This is a genomic window from Actinomycetospora sp. TBRC 11914 (assembly GCF_012933465.1).
GTDB lineage: Bacteria > Actinomycetota > Actinomycetes > Mycobacteriales > Pseudonocardiaceae > Actinomycetospora.
This window is the reverse complement of sequence record NZ_JABBND010000001.1, coordinates 749038-769411: the sequence shown is the minus strand read 5'-3', so window position 1 is coordinate 769411 and position 20374 is coordinate 749038. Positions and strand designations below refer to the sequence as shown.

Here is a 20374-nt window from a genome sequence, read left to right as displayed (position 1 = left end):
CGGTCGCCCCGGCGACCACATCCGTTCACGTGGGCCGCAGGCCCCTCACCGCGTCGATCGTGTCGGCCTCGGACGCCGGCTTGTCGTCGCGGTAGCGCACCACCCGCGCGAAGCGCAGCGCCACCCCGCCGGGGTAGCGGGTGGAGGTCTGCACGCCGTCGAGCTCGATCTCGACGACGACCTCCGGGCGCAGGTAGACGGTGTGCGCGTCCCGGGCGGTCTCGTACCGCGGGAACGTCTCGGTCTGCCACCGCAGGGTCTCGTCGGTCATGCCCTTGAAGGTCTTGCCGACCATGACGAACTCCCCGTCGGACCCGCCCGCCCCGAGGTGGATGTTCGAGAGCCACCCGCGGCGCCGCCCGGAGCCCCACTCGCAGGCGAGCACCACGAGGTCGAGCGTGTGCGCCGGCTTGATCTTCTGCCACGACTTCCCGCGCCGGCCCGCGGTGTAGGCCGAGTCGAGCGCCTTGACCATCGAGCCCTCCTGGCCGGCGGCGAGCGCCGCCTCGACCTCCGCGGCGGCCTCGGCCGGGCTCGGGCGCACGACGCCGGGGATCACCCGGTCCCCGACGACGGCGGCCATCTCCCGACGGCGGGTCTCCAGCGGCTCGTCGACGAGGTCGACGCCGTCGCGGTGCAGGCAGTCGAAGAACCACGGCCGCATGGCGCCGGAGCCGAGGCCCTTCATCGAGTCCTGGAACGGCCGCGGCCGACCGTCCTCGGAGACGGCGAGGGTCTCGCCGTCGAGCACGACGGTCTCGACCGGCATCTCGCGCACCAGCGCGACGATCTCCGGCACCGCCTCGGTGATCTCGTGCAGCGTCCGCGACCAGACCCGCACCTCGTCGCCGCGGCGGTGCACCTGGATCCGGGCGCCGTCGAGCTTGTGCTCCACGACGACGTCGGGGCCCAGGCCGGCGAGCGTCTCCTCCAGCGAGTCGCCGGGGGAGGCGAGCATTGGGCGCAGCGGGCGCATCACCTCGAGGCCGGTCGCGCCCAGCGCGGCGACGGGGTCGTCGCTGGTCAACGCGACCACGGCCGTCGTCGGGAGCTGTCCGGAGAGCATGAACGCCCGCCGCACCGCATCACCGGGCACCTCGGCGGCCGTCGCCACCGCCTCGATCATCAGCCCCTCGAGGGCGCCCTGACGGAGCTCGCCGCCGAGCAGCCGGACGAGGAACCGGCCCTCGTCCGCGGTGGCGGCGCCGAGCAGGGCCTCGAGCTCCGCGGTGCGGCGGGCGCCCACGCCCGTCCCGGATCCCGCCAGCGCCGCCAGCCGGTCGAGGGCGGCCTCGACGTCGGTCACCGACAGCGTCGGCATCTGCGCCGGCTCGACCTGGACGCTCGACAGCGTCCGCCAGCCGATCCCGGTCCGCCCCTGCAGCATGTCCCCGGCCAGCCAGGCCGTGACCGGGCGGACCTCGTCGGGGCCCGCCGCGGCCAGGACCGCGGCGAGCGCCGCGGTCTTGGCCTTGCGGGAACGGGTCGCGGCGACCTGCGAGGAGGCGTCGACGACGGCGGCGAGCAGCACGGGCGGACCGGTCGCCTCAGGCGTCGACGCGCGTCATCGCGAGCACGTCGAGGGCGTCGTCGAGCTGTTCCTGGGTGAGCTTGCCGTCGGCGACGTAGCCCTCCTCCTCGATGACCTCTCGGATCGTCTTGCGCTCGTACATCGCCTTCTTGGCGATCTTCGCGGCCTCCTCGTACCCGATGAGGCGGTTGAGCGGGGTGACGATCGCCGAGGACGACTCGGCGTAGCGGCGGCAGGCGTCCTCGTCGGCCTCGGTGCCCTCGAGCACCTTGTCGGCGAGCAGCCGGGCGGCGTTGGCGAGCAGCCGCGCCGACTCGAGCACGTTGCGCGCCATCACCGGCATCATGACGTTGAGCTCGAGGTTGCCCTGTGAGCCCGAGAACGCGACGGTCGCGTCGTTGCCGATGACCTGGGCGGCGACCATCATCGTCGCCTCGCAGATCACCGGGTTGACCTTGCCGGGCATGATCGAGCTGCCGGGCTGCAGGTCGGGCAGGTGGATCTCGGCGAGGCCGGTCGACGGGCCGGACGAGAGCCAGCGCAGGTCGTTCGCGATCTTGTAGAGGCTGACCGCGACGGTGCGCAGCGCGCCGGAGATCTCGACGAGGCCGTCCCGGGCGCCCTGGGCCTCGATGTGGTCGCGCGCCTCGGTGAGCTCGGGGATGCCGGTGGCCTCGCGCAGCTTCTCGACGACCTGCGTCCCGAAGCCCTCCGGCGTGTTGATCCCGGTGCCGACCGCGGTGCCGCCGATCGGCAGCTCGCCGAGGCGGGGCAGGGCGGCGCGCAGCCGCTCGGTGCCGTGGCTGACCTGGGTGGCCCAGCCGCCGGCCTCCTGGCCGAGGGTGATCGGCACGGCGTCCATGAGGTGGGTGCGGCCGGACTTCACGACGTGGCGCCAGTCCTGCGCGCGGCGGTTCAGGACCGCCCCGAGGTGGTCCAGCCCGGGGACCGTGTCCCGGACGACGGCCTCGGTGGCGGCCAGGTGGATCGTCGTCGGGAAGACGTCGTTCGAGCTCTGCGAGGCGTTGACGTGGTCGTTCGGGTGGACCTTCTGGCCGCTCGCCCGGCTGGCCAGGGTCGCGATGACCTCGTTGGCGTTCATGTTCGAGCTGGTGCCCGAGCCGGTCTGGAACACGTCGATCGGGAACTCGCCGTCGTGCGCGCCGGAGGCGACCTCGTCGGCGGCGGCCGCGACCGCGTCGGCGATCCCGGCGTCGAGCACGCCCAGGTCCTTGTTCACCCGCGCCGCGGCGCCCTTGACGAGGCCGAGCGCGCGGATCTGCGCGGGCTCGATCGGGCGGCCCGAGATCGGGAAGTTCTCCACCGCGCGCTGCGTCTGCGCGGCGTAGAGCGCCTGGGCGGGGACCCGGACCTCGCCCATGGTGTCGTGCTCGGTCCGGTACTCCGTGCCTGCGTCGTTGCCCATGGCGGCATCCTCGCGCCTGGCGGGGCGGCCGACGAGTCGGGGTGGGCGTGGCTGTGACCACCGACCCGGCCACCCACCGGAGCCGGCTAGCCCCAGGGGCTCTCGTCGGTCTCGATCTCGTCGGTGCCGAAGTCCACCGTCGAGTACTCCCGCAGCTTCGCGAGCCGGTGGTAGCCGTCGACGATCCGCACCGTGCCCGACTTCGACCGCATCACCAACGACTGCGTGCTCGCGCCGCTGCCCGCGCGGTACTGCACCCCGCGCAGCAGCTCCCCGTTGGTGACGCCGGTGGCGCAGAAGAAGATGTTCTCGCCGTTGACGAGGTCGCCGGTGTGCAGCACGCGGTCCAGGTCGTGGCCCGCCGCGAGCGCCTTCTGCCGTTCCTCGTCGTCCTTGGGCCACAGCCGCCCCTGGAACGAGCCGCCGAGGCACGCGATCGCCGACGCCGCGATGATCCCCTCGGGCGTCCCGCCGATCCCGAGCAGCAGGTCGACGTCGCTCTCGTGGCGGGCCGCGGCGATCGCGCCCGCGACGTCGCCGTCGGTGATGAAGCGGATCCGGCCGCCGGCGTCGCGGATCTCCTTGACCAGGTCGTCGTGGCGCGGCCGGTCGAGGACGCAGACGGTGACGTCGGAGACGCTCGAGCCCTTGCGCTTGGCGATCGCGCGCAGGTTGTCCCGGACCGAGGCGGAGATGTCGACGACGTCGGCGTACTCGGCCCCCGTCGCGAGCTTCTCCATGTAGAACACCGCCGACGGGTCGAACATCGCGCCCCGCTCGGCGACGGCGAGGACGGCGAGCGCGTTGGGCATGCCCTTGGCCATGAGGGTGGTGCCGTCGACCGGGTCGACCGCGACGTCGCACTCCGGGCCGTCGCCGTTCCCGACCTCCTCGCCGTTGTAGAGCATCGGCGCCTCGTCCTTCTCGCCCTCGCCGATGACCACCGTGCCGCGCATCGACACCGAGCCGATGAGCTTGCGCATCGCGTCGACGGCCGCCCCGTCACCGCCGTTCTTGTCGCCGCGGCCCACGAAGCGTCCCGCGGCCATCGCGGCCGCCTCCGTCACCCGCACCAGCTCCAGCGCGAGGTTGCGGTCGGGAGCCTCGGGGCGGCGGGTGGCGGCGGGGGACTGCGTCGAGGTCACCGAGGGCTCTCCTTCGCGGGCGGGCGCGGATCGGGAGCGCCAGTCTCCCAGAACGGCGCGGTCACGGAACCGGGATCGACCGGCCGGGTCAGGGGTGCCCACCACTGGAACGATGGAGGCATGGGTCGGAGGAGGTCGTGAGTGCGCCGCGCGGTGGCTCGGGGGGCGGTGCGGGCCGGTCGGGGGTCGGGCCGCTGGCGATCGGGACGATCGTGCTGGCGGTGATCATCCTGGCCCTCACGGGGCTCACCCGGGCCTGCTCGTTCTCGCCGACGGAGCCGACCGTCGACCGGGGCTCGGTCCAGCGCATCGACGTCGCGCAGGTCGCGCGCGACGCGGCCCGCGGTGTGCCCTTCGCGGTGCGGGCCCCGGCCATGCCCGCCGACTGGATCCCGCAGTCGTCCGACGTCCGGCCGGTCGGCGCCGGGCAGGCGTTCCGGCTGGGCTGGCTGACCCCGGAGAACGGCTACCTGCGGCTGGTGCAGTCCGACGCGACGGAGGACGCGCTGGTGGCCTCGGAACAGTCCGGGCCGCCGGCGCTCGGCCCGGTCTCGGCGGGCGGGCGCACCTGGACGACCTACCGCGGGGTGCGGGGCGAGGCGGTGTGGGTGACCGACGTGGACGGGGTGCGCTGGCTCGTGACGGGGTCGGGGACACCGGCGCGGTTCGAGCAGCTGGTGACGACGGCGCTCGGGTCGCCGGTGGTGCCGCGGTCCTGAGCTCGGCTCCCCGTGGCAGCAATGGCGCATTTCTGGCGTCTGACGCGAGGACGGCGCCGTTCGCTCACGGGGTGTTCCGCGGCCCCGTGGCAGCAATGGCGCATTCCTGGCATCTGACGCGAGGACGGCGCCGGTCACCCATGGGCCGGGTCACCACCGCCGGCGGTCAGTCGCGGGGCGGCGGTCCCCATCCCTCGGCGCGGCGGGTGACCCGCTCCCGGGCCTGCTCCTCGGTGGCCCAGCCGGCCGTCGGGTCGGCCGCGGGCGCCGAGCGCGGGAGCGAGCCGGGGGAGCGGCCGGTGACGGACGGGTCGGGGTCCTCGACCGGCCCGGGGCGGTCGTCGTACCCGGACCGGCCGCGCCCGTCGTCGTTACCGTCGTGTCCGGCGTACCCGTCGTGTCCGGCGTGCCCGCGCCCGTCGTCGTACGCCTGCTCCTGCCGCGTCCGGACCTCGTCGACGTGGGCCGCGGCCGCGACCCCCTCGCGGGCGAGCGAGTGCACGCTCTCGCGCATCGCCCGGGTCGAGGCGGCGCGCAGCTCGGCGGAGAAGACCGGCAGCGGCGCGAAGCGGCCGAAGGTGTCGCGCAGGAAGTGGGCGAGCAGGGTCGCCGTCGAGCGGGACCGCCACATGGTCCAGCCCACGTAGAGGTCGGCGCCGTAGGGCTGGACGAGCAGCATCGCCCGCTCGCTGCGCTGCCGGAACACCAGCACGGGGACGCCGGCGACGGTGCTCGGCTCGACCTCGGCGGGGGTGCGGCGGGCCTGGGCGGCGCGGCTCACCCACTGGTAGGCGCCCCGGGCGGCGCCCGCGCGGCCCTCGAGCAGGCGCGAGTACTCGGCGATCGGCTCCTTGGCAGGCGCGAAGAACGACGCGAGCCCCGCGACGTAGAGCACGACGGTGACCACGACCAGCACGTTCATGATCAGCCGCCCGGTGATCGACGGGCTGGACGTGCTGGCGAGGTAGCCGAGCAGCAGCCAGATCAGCAGCAGCACCGTCGGCGCGACGAGGAAGAGCAGGGCCCGCATCAGGTGCGGCGAGACCATCCGCCAGGTGACGCCGTCGTCGACGAGGACGTCGGGATCGCGGTGCGTGCGCGTCTCGGCGTGGTAGCCGTCGTGCGCGTCGCGGATCGTCCGCGCCCAGCCCTGGTCGGCGCTCATGGACGCACAGTGTGGCCGACGACCGGGATCCGGACGCGGCTACTCGTGCGACTCGGCCTCGCGCAGGACCGTCTCCACCCGCTCGCGGGCGCCGGCGAGGTGGCGCTCGCACGTGCGGGCCAGCGACTCCCCGCGCTCCCAGAGCGCCAGCGAGTCCTCCAGGGAGAGCCCGCCCGCCTCGAGCTTGGCGACGACGGCGGCCAGCTCCTCGCGGGCCTGCTCGTAGCCGGGCTCGTCGGCCCGGGTGGCGTCCTGGTCGGCCATGGGTCCTCCTCCCCGGGACGGGTCGACGGTGTGCGGTTCCTGACGTCCAGTGTCAGCCATGCGACACCACTGTCATTCCTCGGCCTCCACCCGCGCGCGCACGGCACCGTCGGCGAGCCGGACCCGCAGGACGTCCCCGGGCCGGGCGTCGCCGGCCGACCGGAGCACGGGCGCCGACACCTCGGCCCCCGACTGCACGATCGCGTACCCGCGCGCCAGCGTCGCCGCCGGCCCGAGCGCGGTCAGGGAGGCCCGCAGGTGCCGCACGTCGGCGTCGCGCTCGCGCAGGCCGCCCTCGACCACCCGCCGTCCGCGCCCGACGAGCCCGGCCACCTCCTCGCCCCGCGCGGTGACGGCCCGGAGCGGGTCGGCGAGCACGGGCCGCGAGCGCAGCCGCGCGATCGTCGCCTCCTCCCGCTCGACCCATGCGTGCAGCGCCCGCCGCGCGCGGGTGCGCAGGTGCTCGAGGTGGGCGGTCTCCTCGGCGAGGTCGGGCACCACACACTTGGCGGCGTCGGTCGGGGTCGCCGCGCGCAGGTCGGCGACGTGGTCGACGAGCGGGGTGTCGGGCTCGTGCCCGATCGCGGTCACCACCGGCGTGCGGCACCCGGCCACCCCGCGGCACAGGGCCTCGTCGGAGAACGGCAGCAGGTCCTCGACGCTGCCGCCGCCGCGCGCCAGGACGATGACGTCGACCTCCGGGTCCCGGTCGAGCGTCTCGAGCGCGTCGAGGATCTGCGGGACCGCCTGCACGCCCTGGGTCGCGGTGTTCAGCACCCGGAAGCAGACGCCGGGCCAGCGCCCGGTCGCGACGGTGACGACGTCGTGCTCGGCCGCGCTGGCCCGGCCCGTGATCAGCCCGACGCAGCGGGGCAGTCGCGGCAACCGGCGCTTGCGGGCGGGGTCGAACAGCCCCTCCGCGGCGAGCAGGGCCCGCAGCCGCTCGACGCGCGCGAGCAGCTCGCCGACCCCCACCGCCCGGACCTCGTCGACCCGCAGCGAGAGCGACCCGCGGCCGAAGTAGAACGAGAACTTGCCGTGGACGACGACCCGCTGGCCCTCGGACAGCGGCGGGGCGGCGTCGCGCACGATCGCCGCGGGCGCGGTCAGGGAGAGCGACACGTCCGCCGCCGGGTCGCGCAGCACGAGGAACGCGGTGCCGGTGCCCGGCCGGGCGGTGACCTGGGTGAGCTGGCCCTCCACCCACACCGCGCCGAGCCGGTCGATCCACTTCGAGACCTTGAGGGCGACCGTGCGCACCGGCCAGGGCGCCTCGGCGGTCGTCGCCTCCGTCGAGGAGGAGGTGCTCACTGCTCCGCGGTGAGGGTGGCGATGCGGTTGGTCAGCATCGTCACGAACGCCGGGCGGTCGGCGTGGGCGGACTCGAAGGCCAGCAGCTCGGTGAGCTGGTCGACCGACAGGCCGCGCAGCCGGGCCCGGAGCTGGGCGATCGTCATCGTCTCGTAGCCGGGCAGGGCGTCCGGCGTCTCGCCGGCGGTGTCCTCGGCGGTGAGCACGGGCCGGTCGAGGGGCCGGGCGTGGCCGTTGTTCGACTCGGCGGGCAGTCGACGCCCCGTGGTGGCGGCCCCTGCCCCCGCGGCGCGGAGGGTGGGCACGCGGCCGTCGGTGTCGTCGTCGAAGCGGGCCCACGACGGGGCCTCCTCCACCGGCCGCGCGCCCTCGAGCGCGGAGTCGCCCTTGATGGCCAGCTCGGTGACGACCTGCTGCGCGCGCATCGACAGCTGCAGCACGCGGCTCGCGGCGGTGATCGGCAGACCCACGATCGTGCGCGGCAGGGCCTGCACCTCCTCGACCGCCGTCACGACCAGACCCGCGGCGACGCGCACCGGGAACGGGAGGGAACTCATGACGTCCAGCCTGCCAGCCCATCCCGTGGCTGTGCGAATCGCCACGGCCCGCGGGCCGGTGGGTGATCGCGCACGGGCGGCCCGGCGGGGTGGCGGCCCGTACGCTCGGGGTATGTCCGTCTCTCCGGGACCCGACACCACCACCGTCGAGCGCGGCGGCGACACCGAGCGCGCCCGGAAGGTGCTGCTCGCCAAGCCGCGCGGCTACTGCGCCGGCGTCGATCGGGCGGTCGTCGCCGTCGAGAAGGCCCTGGAGACGTACGGCCCGCCGGTCTACGTGCGCAAGGAGATCGTGCACAACCGCCACGTCGTGTCGACGCTCGCGGAGCGCGGTGCGGTGTTCGTGGAGCGGACCGACGAGGTGCCCGAGGGCGCGACCGTCGTGTTCTCGGCCCACGGCGTGTCGCCCGCGGTGCACTCGGAGGCCCGCGAGCGCGAGCTGCGCACGATCGACGCGACCTGCCCGCTGGTGACCAAGGTCCACCAGGAGGCCAAGCGGTTCGCGCGCGAGGACTACGACATCCTGCTCATCGGCCACGAGGGCCACGAGGAGGTCGAGGGGACCTCCGGCGAGGCGCCCGAGAACATCCAGGTCGTCGACGGCCCGGACTCGGTGGCCGCCGTCGAGGTGCGCGACCCCGAGAAGGTCATCTGGCTCTCCCAGACCACGCTGTCGGTCGACGAGACGATGCAGACGGTCACCGCGCTGCGTGAGCGGTTTCCGGCGCTGGCCGACCCGCCGTCCGACGACATCTGCTACGCCACCCAGAACCGGCAGGTCGCGGTGAAGGCGATGGCCCCGCAGTGCGACCTGGTCCTGGTGGTGGGGTCGCAGAACTCGTCCAACTCGGTCCGCCTCGTCGAGGTCGCGCTGCAGGCCGGCGCGCGGGACGCGCACCTGGTCGACCACGCGGGCGAGATCGACGAGGCCTGGCTCGCCGGGGTGACGACGGTCGGGGTCACCAGCGGCGCCTCGGTGCCCGAGATCCTCGTCGGCGACGTGCTGCACTGGCTGGCCGACCGCGGCTACGGCGAGGTCGAGGAGATCACGACCGCGAACGAGAAGCTGACGTTCTCCCTGCCTCGCGAGCTCAAGCGCGACATGCGCCCGGACGCGGTGCGCTGAGGGGCTCGGGGGTGCTGAGGGGCGCGGGGACCTAGCGGGCGTCGGGTCGGCGGTCGCGGACCGGGTGCACGCCCGGGGGCTGCGGCGGCCCGTTGCGGCGTTCCTCCCGCAGCCGCTCCTCGCGCATCCGGTCCTCCCGGCTGCGGGGCTCCCGCGCACCGGCGGCGGGTGGGGCGGGTCGCTTCGCGGTCGGCGGAGGTGCTCCACGCTCGGCCGGGCGCTCGGGCGGGGGCGCGCTCGGGCGCTCGGGCGGGGGCGCGCTGCGCTGGGCCGCGGGCCTGCCCTCCGGGGTGGGTTCGGGGCGGGGCGCGTCCCGGCGGCCGCGGTCACGCTCGGCGCGCTCGCGATCCCGGCGCTCGCGTTCCCCCCGGTCGCGCTCGGACGGCGGGCGCTCCCGCTCGGTGCGGGCCCGCTCCGGAGGGCGTCGGCGGTCCCGCTCCGCCGGGTCCCGATCGTTCCGCGACGGCTCGCGGCGGCGGTCCTCCGCGGCCGGCCGCCGACCGTCCCGGGAGCCGCCGCGGTCGCGCGCGGCGCCGCCCGCGGGACCGGAGCGCACCGGCTCCTGGCGGGGGACCGCGTCGTCCCGCCGCCAGCGCTGGGTGCGGATGCGGACCACGCCGATGACGACGCAGACCACCGTCGTGATCGCCATCGCGGGGAAGCCGTTGATCAGCGGGGCGCCCACGGCCAGCGCCGTCGAGGCGAGGCCGCCGGACGCGGGGAGCGACCCGGTGGCGGCGACCGCCACGGGCACCGACACGGCCAGCAGCAGCGGCGGCTGGACCATCGCGACGAACAGGTCGCGTCGCTGCACGAGCAGCGCGGCGAGGGCACACCCGGCCGGGTAGGCGGCGAGGAAGATCCCGCCGAGGCTGCCGGCCCGGACCACGTCCGCCGCGACCCCGCCCGCCGTGAGGACCAGGGCGAGCAGCACGACCGCCCACCACCGCATGCCGCGCACCCCGGGGAACGAGGACGCCTCGCCGACCTCGGGCGAGGCCGACGACGGCGCGTCGTCCCGGGTGGTGGTCACCCGATCAACGGTAGCGGTCCGTCGTGGCCGTTCCGGGCCCCCTCGTCGCCGGTCGGCACGCCCGGGTGGTGCGCGGTCCCGATCCGGACGGCCGTTGCCTCCTCAGCCCGTCAGTCGGTGCACCCCGGGGCTGCTCGGGCCGGGCCCCGGTCCGCTGTCCGCGCTGTCCGCACTGTCCGCATTGTCCGAGAAGCCCGTTCCCTCCCCATCGCTCGACATGTGCCGCTCGTCCGCGCCGTCCTCGCCGCCGGTGGCCCCGTCCACGAGCTCGGGGGCGCCCGGGACCCGGGGACGCCGGTCGACCTGCTCCACCTCGTCCAACGTGCCCCGCGTGACGGACAGCTCGGAGAACCGGCGCGCGGTGACCAGCACCCGCGACTCCAGCGAGCCGACCGTGTCGTTGTAGGCGCGCACCCCCGCGTCGAGGGAGCGGCCGAGCTTGCCGAGGTGCCCGCCGAGCGTCGCGAGCCGGCCGTGCAGCTCCCGCCCCAGGGTGTGGATCTCGGCGGCGTCCCGCGCGAGCGACTCCTGGCGCCACGCGTGCGCGACGGTGCGCAGCAGCGCGATCAGGGTGGTGGGGGTGGCGACCACGACGTCGGCGGAGAAGGCGTGCTCGAGCAGCCCGGGGTCGGCCTCCAGCGCCGCGGAGAGGAACACCTCGCCCGGCACGAACATGACGACGAACTCCGGCGTGGGGTCGAACGAGCGCCAGTAGGCCTTCGCCGACAGGGCGTCGACGTGGGCGCGCAGCTGGCGGGCGTGGGCGAGGGTCCGCTCGCGGCGCCCCCGCTCGTCGGCCGCGTCGAGCGACTCGAGGTAGGCCTCGCACGGCACCTTCGCGTCGACCACCACCTGCTTGCCTCCGGCCAGGTGCACGACGAGGTCGGGCCGCTGCGCACCGCCCTCGGCGCCGGCCACCGACTGCCGGGTGAAGTCGCAGTGCTCGACCATGCCCGCGAGGTGCACCACCCGCTCGAGCTGCATCTCGCCCCAGCGGCCGCGCACGTGCGGGGTGCGCAGCGCGGTGGTCAGCGCGCGGGTCTCGCCCGCGACGCCGCGCGCGGACTCCGCCACCGCGCCGACCTGCTCGCGCAGGCCGGCGAAGGCCGCCTCGCGCGCCGACTCGGCCGTGCGCATCTGGCCCTCGAGACGTTGCAGCGTCGAGGTCACGGGGTCGAGCAGGGAGGTGACCGCCCGCTCCCGGGCGCCGGCGTCGGCGGCGGCCGAGGCCGTCAGCGCCCCCGTGACCTCCCGCATCCGGGACTCGGCGAGCCGGGCGAAGCTCTCGGCGTTCGACGCGAGTGCCTCGGCCGACAGCGACGCGAACGCCTCCCGGACCGCGGCGTCCCGGCGGCCCTCGGCCGCCTCCCGCTCCACGGCCGAGCGGCGCTCGGCCTCGAGCTCCGCCCGGGCGGCCGACGCCGCCGCGCCCGCGCGCCGGACGGCCTCGGCCACCGCGGCCTCCTGGCGGGCCGCGGCGAACCGGCTCGCCACGACGGCGCCGCCGAGCGCGCCCAGCAGGGCACCGAGCAGCAGGCCGAGCAGCACGCCCTCGCCGGTGATCGTCATGTCCGGGGACGCTGCCAGAGGGGTCCGACAGCGTGGGACGGCGCGCCGCTCAGTCGTCGGCGGCGACGGCTGCGTCGGGCACGTCGCCGGGCACGTCGCCGGGCTCCCCCTCCTCGTCCCCGCCCGCGGCGGCGGAGCGCTCCGCCGCCTGCGCGGCCTCGGCGGCCAGGAGCCCCTCCTTCACCGACAGGCCCCACCGGAAGCCGCCGAGGGAGCCGTCGCCCCGCTTCACCCGGTGGTCGGGCACGAACAGCCCGATCGCGTTGTGGGCGCAGGCCTGCGCGGCGCCGCGCGGCGCGAGCGGACGCCCGGCCCGCGTCGCCAGCTCGGAGTAGGACAGCGAGGTCCCGGCGGGGATCTCGCGCATCCGCGCCCACACCTGCTGCAGGAACCCGCCGCCGTACTGGCGCACCGGCAGCGTCGCCGCCGGACCGGGCTCGCCGTCGTGGAACGCCGTGACCGCGGCGGTGACGGCGCCGAGCTCGGGGCGCTCGACGAGCTCGGCCGGCCGCAGCGTCGGGTGGATCAGCGGCACCACCTCGTCGTCGGGAGTCGTCGTCCACCCGGCGGCGAGGACGACGCCGTCGGCGTCGACGACGACGGTGAACGGGCCGAACGGGGTGTCGAGGGTGGCGCGGGCGCCGGGGCGTGGGTCGGGACGGTCGGGCATCGGGGCCTCCGGGATCCATCGGGAGTGGGTCTCGGGGGCTTGGACGCGGCCCGCGCCCGATCGGCTCCATCGGGTTTGCCGACGACGGCGCCCGGGGCTGTCGGACCCGGTCACTAGACTGGACGACCGTGAGCTTGACCCTCGGCATCGTCGGGCTGCCCAACGTGGGCAAGTCGACGATGTTCAACGCCCTGACCCGCAACGACGTCCTCGCGGCCAACTACCCGTTCGCCACGATCGAGCCGAACGTCGGGGTGGTGCCGTTGCGGGACCCGCGGCTGGACCGGCTCGCCGAGATGTTCGCCTCGGAGAAGATCGTCCCGGCGACGGTGTCGTTCGTGGACATCGCCGGGATCGTCGCGGGCGCCAGCGAGGGCGCGGGCCTGGGCAACAAGTTCCTCGCGAACATCCGCGAGGCCGACGCGATCTGCCAGGTCGTGCGGGTCTTCAGCGACGACGACGTGGTGCACGTCGACGGCCGGGTCGACCCGGCGGCCGACATCGAGACGATCGTGACGGAGCTGGTCCTGGCCGACCTGCAGACCGTCGAGAAGGCCCTGCCGCGCCTGGAGAAGGAGGCGCGGACGAAGAAGGAGAACCGCCCCGCGCACGACGAGGCGGTCCGGGCCCAGGAGGTGCTGAACGAGGGTCGCACCCTGTTCAGTGCCGGCATGGACTCCCGGCTGCTCCGCGAGCTGAACCTGCTCACGGTCAAGCCGTTCCTCTACGTGTTCAACGCCGACGAGGGCGTGCTCACCGACGACGCCCGGCGCAAGGAGCTCGCGGAACTCGTCGCCCCGGCCGAGGCGGTGTTCCTCGACGCGAAGGTCGAGTCCGAGCTGCTCGAGCTCGACGCCGAGTCCGCCACCGAGCTGCTCGAGTCGATCGGCCAGCCCGAGCCCGGCCTCGACGCGCTCGCCCGTGCCGGGTTCCGCACCCTCGGCCTGCAGACCTACCTCACGGCGGGGCCGAAGGAGTCGCGGGCGTGGACGATCCCGATCGGCGCGACCGCGCCCGAGGCGGCCGGTGTGATCCACACCGACTTCCAGAAGGGCTTCATCAAGGCCGAGATCGTCTCCTACACCGACCTCGTGGCCGCCGGCTCCATGAACGCCGCCAAGACCGCGGGCAAGGTCCGCATGGAGGGCAAGGACTACGTCATGCAGGACGGCGACGTGGTCGAGTTCCGCTTCAACGTCTGACGGACCGACCGCGGGGGGCGGTCCGGGACGGCTCAGCGCCAGCCCAGCTCCGGCGCGAGGTGGGTGAGCACGCTCTCGATCACGTGCGCGTTGTAGTCCACCCCGAGCTGGTTGGGCACCGTGAGCAGCAACGTGTCCGCGGCGGCGATCGCCTCGTCCTCGGCGAGCTCGGCGACGAGCTTGTCCGGCTCGCCCGCGTAGGTCTTGCCGAAGCGGGCGTCGCCGCCGTCGAGGTGGCCGACCTGGTCGGTCGAGTGCCGCTCCCGCCAGAACAGCTGCTTGTCGAGGTCGGACACGATCGGGAAGATGCTGCGGCTCACCGAGACGCGGGGCTCACGGTCGTGTCCCGCCGCGTCCCAGGCGTCCCGGAACCGCTGGATCTGCTCGGCCTGCAGCCGGTGGAACGGCACCCCGGTGTCTTCGGTCAGCAGCGTCGAGCTCATGAGGTTCATGCCCTGCTCGGCCGTCCACTCGGCGGTGGCCCGGCTGCCGGCGCCCCACCAGATGCGGTCGCGCAGCCCCGGGGCGTACGGCTCGACCCGCAGCGGTCCCGGCGGGTTGGGGAACATCGGGCGCGGGTTCGGCTGGGCGAAGCCCGTGCCCTTCAGCACCTCCAGGAACACCGCCGTGTGCTCCCGCGCCATGTCGGCGTCCGTCGTGCCCTCCGGCGGGACGTGGCCGAAGTAGCGGTACCCGTCGATGACCTGCTCCGGGGAGCCCCGGCTGATGCCGAGCTGGAGGCGGCCCCCGGAGATCAGGTCCGTGGCCCCGGCGTCCTCGGCCATGTACAGCGGGTTCTCGTAGCGCATGTCGATGACGCCGGTGCCGAGCTCGATCCGGCTGGTCCGCGCGGCGGCCGCCGCGAGCAACGGGAACGGCGACGCGAGCTGCTGGGCGAAGTGGTGCACGCGGAAGTAGGCGCCGTCGGCGCCGAGCTCCTCGGCGGCCACCGCCAGCTCGATCGACTGCAGCAGCGAGTCCGACGCCGAGGTGACCAGGGAGTGCCCCGACGGCGACCAGTGCCCGAAGGACAGGAACCCGATGTTCTTCACGATTCAATCAACTCCTCGGCGGCGGAGGCCATTCCCGATGGTGCCCGCCGGCGGGGCGAGCCACCCACCCCGAGCGATGAGTCCGGACGGGGCGCGCGGTCCTCTCCCGTGACCGGCGACGAGGTGAGGAGACGGCGATGGCTGCACGGGTGGGAATGCTCGACGACGTGGCCGCGGAGCGGCTCGGGCTCGCGGACGAGCTGGCGGCGCTGACGACGGAGCAGTGGCGCACGCCGTCGCTGTGTGCGGGCTGGACGGTGCACGACGTCGTCGCCCACCTCACCCTCTCCACCCGTCAGTCGGTGCCGTGGACGCTGTGGCGGGTCGCCCGCGCCCGCGGTGACCTGGAGCGGGCGTTCGCCGACATGGCCCGCGAGCGCGCGTCGGCGTACCCCCCGGCGGAGCTGCTCGACCAGCTCCGGGCGATGGCCCGCGTCGACCGTCGGCTGGCGGTGTCCGGCGAGCTCGACCCCCTCAACGACCTGCTCGTGCACTCCCAGGACGTCCTGGTCCCCCTCGGGCGCGGGCGCGACCTCCCCGTCGCGCGGGCGCTGCCGTGCCTGCGCCACACCTGGGCCGCCCCGTTCGTCGGCGCCGCGAGGCGCTTCGCGGGGCTGCGCCTGCGGGCCACCGACGCGGACTGGGCGGAGGGTGACGGGCCGGAGGTGTGCGGCCCGGCGGGCGCCCTGCTGCTGGCGGCGAACGGGCGCGCCGCCGGTCTGGAGGGGTGCGACGGCGAGGGGCTCGGCGAGGCCCACCGCCGGTTCGGCTGACGCACTCCTCGGGCCGTCGACCGGCCCGGTCGCGCGACCGGGCCGGCCCGCGGTCAGTTGAGCTTCCGGACGCCGGCGGGCAGCCCGCCCCCGGCGTAGACGTCCTCGGCCAGCTCCGCCAGCGCGGTCAGCGCGGTGTTCTGGCTCCACGGGCCGTAGGAGACCCGGGCGAGCCCGATGCGCTGGGCGGCCTCGAGGGAGATCGAGCCGGGGATGCCGATGATGTTGACCTTGCGCTGGCCGAGCTCGCCGACGATGCGGGTCAGCTGGGCCTCGTCGAGCAGGCCCGGGACGAAGAAGCTGGTGGCGCCGGCCTCGAGGTAGGCCTTCCCGCGCGCGATGGCGTCGGTGATGACCTCCTCGGGGTCCCGGTCGCCCGCCTTGAGGAACGCGTCCGTGCGGGCGTTGAGCGCGAAGGGGACGCCGGCCTTCTCCCCGGCCTCGACGGCGGCCTCGACGGCGCGCACCGACGCGTCGAGCGGCTTCATCTGGTCCTCGAGGTTGGCGCCGACGATGCCGACGTCGATCGCCCGGGCCACCGTGCCGCCCGGGTCGCCGTACCCGCCCTCGAGGTCGGCGGTCACGGGAAGGTCGGTCTGGCGGGCGATGAGCCCCACCTCGGCGATCATCTCGTCGCGCGGGATCACCTCGCCGTCCGGGTAGCCGCGCGAGGCGGCGATGCCGTGGCTCGCGGTCGCGAGGGCCTTCGTGCCGGGGACGTCGGAGACGACGCGGGCGGTGATCGCGTCCCACACGTTCACCACGAGGAGGAGCTCCGGGGCGGCGTGCAGCCGCTGGAGCTCCTGGGCCTTGTCGAGGGTGCTCATGTTCGGGGCCAACTCCGATGGTGCACAACCGATTCCCGTCCCGACGGTGCGTCAGCCCACCGGGTGCCGCGCCGGGTCGCCTCCCGGGTGGCGCGACCCACGGAGCAGGGCGGTCGGGGCACCGGGGTGCTCCGTCCGGAGCGTCGTCGTCGCCGCCCGTCGTGTCGTGGACACCGCGTGGCGACGGACCTCGATCCGGGGCCTCCTTCCGGGTGAAAGGTCACGGGGTCGTGTGCCTAGGCTGTGACCCGTGCGCTCCGAACGGTGGTCGGCCCCAACCCGGGAACTGACCCTCCCGGAGCGCATCGCCTGGGTGCTCGGCAACGAGGACGGGCGCCCCGTGTCCAGCCTCACCGAGCCCGCGGGCCTGCTCGTCGCGGCCGCCCTCGTGGAGCTGCTGCTCGACGCCTCGCTGCTCGACGCCGGCTCCTCCTACCGCCGCGGGCCGGTGGACACGACCGATCCGCTGCTCGAGTGGGCCGCCGACGGGCTGCTGCGCAGCGGCGGGCGCAAGGCCGACCTCGGCCACGCCGTCACCGGCCCGCGCGGTGCGCAGATGATCCGCCGGACCATGGACCGGCTCGTGGAGCGCGGCCTCGCCCACCGCGAGCCGCGGCGGGTGTTCGGCTACCTGGCCATGCCGGTCTTCGGCTCGGCGCTGCGGGTGCACGAGACGGCCGCGCTGCACCACGACCGCGCCGTCGTGCGCGCGGTGCTCGACGGCGCCGACGCCGACGAGGACACCGCCATGATCGCCGTCCTGCTCCACCACGGGCGCCGCGTCCGGGCACTGCACCCCCAGGACCCGCACGCGGCCATCGCCCGGGCCCGCTCCATCGCGTCCGGCCGGTTCGTCCCGGCCGGCATCGACCAGGACATCGTCCGGCTCGTGAGCCCGACGGTGCAGGCGGTCCTGGCCGCCCTGACCGCCACCGAGGTCCTCAGCTCGGGTCACTGACCCCATGAGACGGAACCCGAGGCGCCGACGGGTCCCGATCGGGCGCTGAGCGGTCTAGGCTCGATCCGTTCCGCGAGCAGCGCCCGGACCGAGGGGGCACGCCATGCCGATCAACCACCCGTCGTCGCCGTTCGTCCCACCCACCGTCGCACCGGACGGGATGCCCGTCCTCGAGGCGGGCGCCCACCGCGACGCGCGTTCGGGCAGCTGCGTCATGGAGTACGTGTCCGTACTCGCCGGCGAGCGCTTCACCGACCGTCCTCGCTGTACCCACCCGGCCGTGGCCGCCCTCGCGTGGCAGGTCAACGACGCGGTGTCGCACGAGGCCCGCCAGCAGCTGGGCCTGCGGGCGGTCGACCTGGTCGGCGCCGGGCGCGGCGTCGACGGCCCGGTCCGTCCCGTGGTGCTCGCCGCGGTGGCCCGCGCCGGCCTGCGTCTCGACCCGGGCAGCCGCTTCTTCACCCGCCTCGCCCGGCGCGTCGAGGAGGCGCAGGCCAAGGCCGCCCGGAGGCGCGCGGAGGGCCGTGACCCCGGCGACGGTGCCGGCGGACGGGTCGCGACGCTGCTCCACGTCGGCCCGGTCAACCACGCCTGCGCCCACCTGCTCGTCGCGGCGCGCGCCGCCGGGCTGGACACCGCGGCGCGGGACGCCCTGCTCGTGTCCCTGCTCGACGACTGCCTCGCCGCGGTGCACGCCGACCACGTGCCGACCCCGACGGTGGTCCCGGCCGGCTGAGAGCGGCCCCGGTCCCGGCGGCCTGCCCAGGGGCACTGGAGACCGGCCTGTGGGCGGCCGGGTCTGCGTGCTGTGCCCCTCGGGTCGGCGCTGGTCCCGGGCTGGTTGATCAGGGGCACGTGGGGCAGATGGGCGGCGCCGCCGAGCTGCCTGGTGTACCCGTCGTGGGTGGAGCGTGCTGGAGGCGCCACAACCTCGGTCGGGGCTGCGTGATCAGGGGCACATGAGGCAGGGGCGGAGGGCCGCCGAGGTGCGTGCTGTGCCCCTCGCCCCGTGGCTGGTCGCGGGCTGGTTGATCAGGGGCACGTGGGGCAGATGGGCGGCGCCGCCGAGCTGCCTGGTGTACCCGTCGTTGGTGGAGCGTGCTGGAAGCGCCACAGCCTCGAGCGGGGCTGCGTGATCAGGGGCACATGAGGCAGAGGTGGAGGACCGCGCGGGTGCGTGGGGTGCCCCTCGCCCCGCCGCCCCCTCGCCCCCCTCGCCGGCCTTGAGGATCAGCCGACGTTCAGGCACACCACCGTGACGCACGCGTGCACCGCCGGGGCCGACGACCCGCCCGACCCGCCCGACCCGCCCGAGCCGGACGCGCTCCGCGCCGTCGCCGTGTCGGGAGCCGCCGGGGCCGCGGCGGACGAGCCGGTCGCGGCCCGCGCCGACGACGCGTCCGACCCCGACGACGAGGCGGCCGACCCGGCGGCCGGGGCCGCGGCACGGGCGGCGGGGGCCGCGGGTCGGGCGCTCGGCCCGGCGCCCGCGTGGGCCGGGACAGGCGCGGCGCTCGTCGGCGGCGCGGCGACGGGAGCGGACGGCAGACCGGAGACGACGGCGGCGACGGCCGGCGCCGGGGTGGGGCCACCAGCGGCGGGCACGGCGGCTGCGTCGGACGGGGCGGCCGCGACGGGAGGGTCCGAGAGCTCCCACGGCTCGGGGAAGCCGGCCGGAGCGAGCGTCAGCAGCGTGGCGAGCCGCGCGACGACCATCATCCCGACCGCTCCCGACGCGACGGCGAGCAACATCCGACGCACGACGCCCTCCCGCCTCGCAGCGCGCCCGGCTGGGCGCACCCGGTGATCGCCCGGAGACGTCGCGATGTCAGCATGGCGGGGGGGCACCACCCGGACGCCGGGTCGACGTCACCCGGCTGTCTCATCCGGCCGCGGCGACAGCCACGGAGCGCTTCCGAGGGTCAGGGTGCACGCCAGCGCGGCGACGACGAACGACCAGGGCGCGCCGGCGGCGCCGAGCACCGCCGAGAGGGCGGTGGCGCCCACCCCGGTGCCGGCGTCGTAGGCGGTGTTCCACACGCTGCTGGCGGTCCCGGAGCGCCCCGGCCCGGCCCGCGTGAAGAGCGTGACCAGCGTGTCGTTCTGCACCCCGCCGAAGCCGAGCCCCACCAGCCCGGCGCCGGCGACGACGGCCGCGGTCCCGGCCCCGACCAGCCCCCAGGCCACGACGCCCGCGCCGAGGGCCGCGACGACCAGGGCGGGCGCGGTGAGCCGGCCCGTCAGCCCGAGGCGGTCCCCGAGCTCGCCGGTCACGCTGCGTCCCACGAGCTGCGCGGCCGTCAGCGCGAACAGAGCCCCGGCCGCCGGCCCGGCCGGCTGCGCGAGCGGCAGGACGGTGATGACACCGCCGGCGCTGCCCGCGCACACCAGCATCACCAGCCAGGGCGCCGCGGCGGCCCGCAGGAACCGGCCGTCGTCGTCGGGACCCGCAGGCGATCCGGCCCCCGGACCGGCCACCGCCACCCGCCGCGGCAGCAGCGCCATCGCGGGGAGCGCCAGCAGTGGCAGCACCGCCCCGGCGAGGAGGACGGGCACCGGTCCGAGCCGCGCCCACGCCCACACCCCGCCCGTGAGGAGCACGAGCTGCGGGAGCCCGATGGCGACGCCGTACACCCCGGTCGCCCGGCCGCGGACGCTCGCGGGCACGAGGTCGGACACCAGCGCCGCCCCGGCCACCGTCAGCACCCCGAAGCCGACGCCGCGGACGACCGCCACCGGCATCGCCAGCCAGGGCGAGGGCGAGAGGACGAGTACCGCGGCCGGCGCGCCGAGCGCCAGCGCCGCGCCGATCAGCGCGGCGCGGTGACCGACCGCGCGCAGGAGGGCCGGGACCCCGAGCTGGGTCACGACCGTCGCGGCCATGAACACCCCGGTCACCGACCCCGCGAGCGCCGGCCCCGCGCCGCCGGAGGCCACCCAGAGCGGCAGGACCGGGAGCAGGAGCGCGTACCCGCCGAACGCCGCCAGGGTGGCGGCGAGGACGGCGAGGAAGGGGCGGGAGCGCAGCGGCGACCCGCCGGCCACG

At 75.6% G+C, this 20374-nt stretch carries 20 protein-coding genes; 6 read left to right on the top strand and 14 right to left on the bottom strand.

The window, feature by feature from the left end:
• Window positions 1–25: 25 nt before the first annotated feature.
• The 3 genes from HH311_RS03690 to glpX form a co-directional block, all read right to left on the bottom strand.
• A complete protein-coding gene (locus HH311_RS03690; protein WP_169182167.1) occupies window positions 26–1531 on the bottom strand; it encodes an ATP-dependent DNA ligase in 1506 nt (501 codons plus the stop codon).
• 16 nt (window positions 1532–1547) lie between these two features.
• Window positions 1548–2957: an aspartate ammonia-lyase gene (locus tag HH311_RS03685; protein ID WP_169182166.1), complete on the bottom strand. Its 1410-nt coding sequence runs from the start codon at window positions 2955–2957 to the stop codon at window positions 1548–1550.
• 86 nt (window positions 2958–3043) lie between these two features.
• On the bottom strand, window positions 3044–4102 hold the full coding sequence (glpX, locus tag HH311_RS03680; protein WP_169182165.1) for a class II fructose-bisphosphatase: 1059 nt from the start codon (window positions 4100–4102) through the stop codon (window positions 3044–3046).
• Window positions 4103–4239: 137 nt separating this feature from the next.
• Here glpX and HH311_RS03675 point away from each other — a divergent pair, with 137 nt between their 5' ends.
• The gene (locus HH311_RS03675) at window positions 4240–4821 is read left to right on the top strand and encodes a DUF4245 domain-containing protein (protein WP_169182164.1); all 582 of its coding nucleotides are present in this window, start codon (window positions 4240–4242) and stop codon (window positions 4819–4821) included.
• Window positions 4822–4987: 166 nt separating this feature from the next.
• On the opposite strand, the gene HH311_RS03670 is transcribed toward HH311_RS03675, so the two are convergent.
• The 4 genes from HH311_RS03670 to HH311_RS03655 form a co-directional block, all read right to left on the bottom strand.
• Window positions 4988–5986: a hypothetical protein gene (locus HH311_RS03670; RefSeq protein ID WP_169182163.1), complete on the bottom strand. Its 999-nt coding sequence runs from the start codon at window positions 5984–5986 to the stop codon at window positions 4988–4990.
• Window positions 5987–6025: 39 nt separating this feature from the next.
• Window positions 6026–6250, bottom strand: a complete 225-nt coding sequence (locus HH311_RS03665) for an exodeoxyribonuclease VII small subunit (RefSeq protein ID WP_169182162.1) — start codon at window positions 6248–6250, stop codon at window positions 6026–6028.
• A 72-nt stretch (window positions 6251–6322) separates the two neighbouring features.
• Window positions 6323–7561 (bottom strand): exodeoxyribonuclease VII large subunit, encoded by a 1239-nt coding sequence (gene xseA, locus HH311_RS03660; RefSeq protein ID WP_169182161.1) that lies wholly within the window; start codon window positions 7559–7561, stop codon window positions 6323–6325.
• On the bottom strand, window positions 7558–8118 hold the full coding sequence (locus HH311_RS03655; protein WP_169182160.1) for a lipid droplet-associated protein: 561 nt from the start codon (window positions 8116–8118) through the stop codon (window positions 7558–7560). The genes xseA and HH311_RS03655 overlap by 4 nt, the downstream gene beginning before the upstream one ends.
• A gap of 112 nt (window positions 8119–8230) precedes the next feature.
• Between HH311_RS03655 and HH311_RS03650 the strand changes: the two genes are divergently transcribed.
• Window positions 8231–9244, top strand: coding sequence for a 4-hydroxy-3-methylbut-2-enyl diphosphate reductase (locus tag HH311_RS03650; protein ID WP_169182159.1), 1014 nt, complete (start codon window positions 8231–8233; stop codon window positions 9242–9244).
• Window positions 9245–9275: 31 nt separating this feature from the next.
• Here HH311_RS03650 and HH311_RS03645 read toward each other — a convergent pair whose 3' ends face one another.
• The 3 genes from HH311_RS03645 to HH311_RS03635 form a co-directional block, all read right to left on the bottom strand.
• Window positions 9276–10277 carry a DUF6542 domain-containing protein gene (locus tag HH311_RS03645; protein WP_169182158.1) on the bottom strand — a complete coding sequence of 334 codons (1002 nt, stop codon included), beginning with the start codon at window positions 10275–10277 and terminating at the stop codon, window positions 9276–9278.
• 102 nt (window positions 10278–10379) lie between these two features.
• The gene (locus HH311_RS03640) at window positions 10380–11846 is read right to left on the bottom strand and encodes a DNA recombination protein RmuC (RefSeq protein WP_169182157.1); all 1467 of its coding nucleotides are present in this window, start codon (window positions 11844–11846) and stop codon (window positions 10380–10382) included.
• 49 nt (window positions 11847–11895) lie between these two features.
• The gene (locus HH311_RS03635) at window positions 11896–12516 is read right to left on the bottom strand and encodes a methylated-DNA--[protein]-cysteine S-methyltransferase (protein WP_169182156.1); all 621 of its coding nucleotides are present in this window, start codon (window positions 12514–12516) and stop codon (window positions 11896–11898) included.
• Window positions 12517–12644: 128 nt separating this feature from the next.
• Here HH311_RS03635 and ychF point away from each other — a divergent pair, with 128 nt between their 5' ends.
• Entirely contained in the window at window positions 12645–13718 is a 1074-nt protein-coding gene (gene ychF / locus HH311_RS03630; protein ID WP_169182155.1) for a redox-regulated ATPase YchF, read from the top strand.
• Window positions 13719–13750: 32 nt separating this feature from the next.
• Here ychF and HH311_RS03625 read toward each other — a convergent pair whose 3' ends face one another.
• On the bottom strand, window positions 13751–14770 hold the full coding sequence (locus HH311_RS03625) for an LLM class flavin-dependent oxidoreductase (RefSeq protein WP_169182154.1): 1020 nt from the start codon (window positions 14768–14770) through the stop codon (window positions 13751–13753).
• Between the two features lie 137 nt (window positions 14771–14907).
• On the opposite strand from HH311_RS03625, the gene HH311_RS03620 reads away from it, so the two are divergent.
• Window positions 14908–15543, top strand: a complete 636-nt coding sequence (locus HH311_RS03620; protein ID WP_169182153.1) for a maleylpyruvate isomerase family mycothiol-dependent enzyme — start codon at window positions 14908–14910, stop codon at window positions 15541–15543.
• 53 nt (window positions 15544–15596) lie between these two features.
• Here the strand turns inward: HH311_RS03620 and HH311_RS03615 are convergent, their stop codons facing one another.
• Complete coding sequence (locus HH311_RS03615) at window positions 15597–16370, bottom strand: isocitrate lyase/phosphoenolpyruvate mutase family protein (RefSeq protein ID WP_169182152.1); 774 nt, start codon at window positions 16368–16370, stop codon at window positions 15597–15599.
• A gap of 250 nt (window positions 16371–16620) precedes the next feature.
• On the opposite strand from HH311_RS03615, the gene HH311_RS03610 reads away from it, so the two are divergent.
• Window positions 16621–17328 carry a GPP34 family phosphoprotein gene (locus HH311_RS03610; protein ID WP_169182151.1) on the top strand — a complete coding sequence of 236 codons (708 nt, stop codon included), beginning with the start codon at window positions 16621–16623 and terminating at the stop codon, window positions 17326–17328.
• Between the two features lie 103 nt (window positions 17329–17431).
• A complete protein-coding gene (locus tag HH311_RS03605; protein ID WP_169182150.1) occupies window positions 17432–18064 on the top strand; it encodes a hypothetical protein in 633 nt (210 codons plus the stop codon).
• 494 nt (window positions 18065–18558) lie between these two features.
• Here the strand turns inward: HH311_RS03605 and HH311_RS03600 are convergent, their stop codons facing one another.
• Window positions 18559–19089 (bottom strand): hypothetical protein, encoded by a 531-nt coding sequence (locus tag HH311_RS03600; RefSeq protein ID WP_169182149.1) that lies wholly within the window; start codon window positions 19087–19089, stop codon window positions 18559–18561.
• Window positions 19090–19197: 108 nt separating this feature from the next.
• Entirely contained in the window at window positions 19198–20373 is a 1176-nt protein-coding gene (locus HH311_RS03595) for an MFS transporter (RefSeq protein ID WP_169182148.1), read from the bottom strand.
• Window position 20374 lies beyond the last annotated feature (1 nt).

Coding starts and splice junctions, on each gene's coding strand:
- HH311_RS03685 (WP_169182166.1), bottom strand. CDS start 2,957: ATGGGCAACGACGCAGGCACGGAGTACCGGACCGAGCACGACACCATG.
- HH311_RS03670 (WP_169182163.1), bottom strand. CDS start 5,986: ATGAGCGCCGACCAGGGCTGGGCGCGGACGATCCGCGACGCGCACGAC.
- HH311_RS03665 (WP_169182162.1), bottom strand. CDS start 6,250: ATGGCCGACCAGGACGCCACCCGGGCCGACGAGCCCGGCTACGAGCAG.
- HH311_RS03655 (WP_169182160.1), bottom strand. CDS start 8,118: ATGAGTTCCCTCCCGTTCCCGGTGCGCGTCGCCGCGGGTCTGGTCGTG.
- HH311_RS03650 (WP_169182159.1), top strand. CDS start 8,231: ATGTCCGTCTCTCCGGGACCCGACACCACCACCGTCGAGCGCGGCGGC.
- HH311_RS03640 (WP_169182157.1), bottom strand. CDS start 11,846: ATGACGATCACCGGCGAGGGCGTGCTGCTCGGCCTGCTGCTCGGTGCC.
- HH311_RS03635 (WP_169182156.1), bottom strand. CDS start 12,516: ATGCCCGACCGTCCCGACCCACGCCCCGGCGCCCGCGCCACCCTCGAC.
- HH311_RS03620 (WP_169182153.1), top strand. CDS start 14,908: ATGGCTGCACGGGTGGGAATGCTCGACGACGTGGCCGCGGAGCGGCTC.
- HH311_RS03615 (WP_169182152.1), bottom strand. CDS start 16,370: ATGAGCACCCTCGACAAGGCCCAGGAGCTCCAGCGGCTGCACGCCGCC.
- HH311_RS03605 (WP_169182150.1), top strand. CDS start 17,432: ATGCCGATCAACCACCCGTCGTCGCCGTTCGTCCCACCCACCGTCGCA.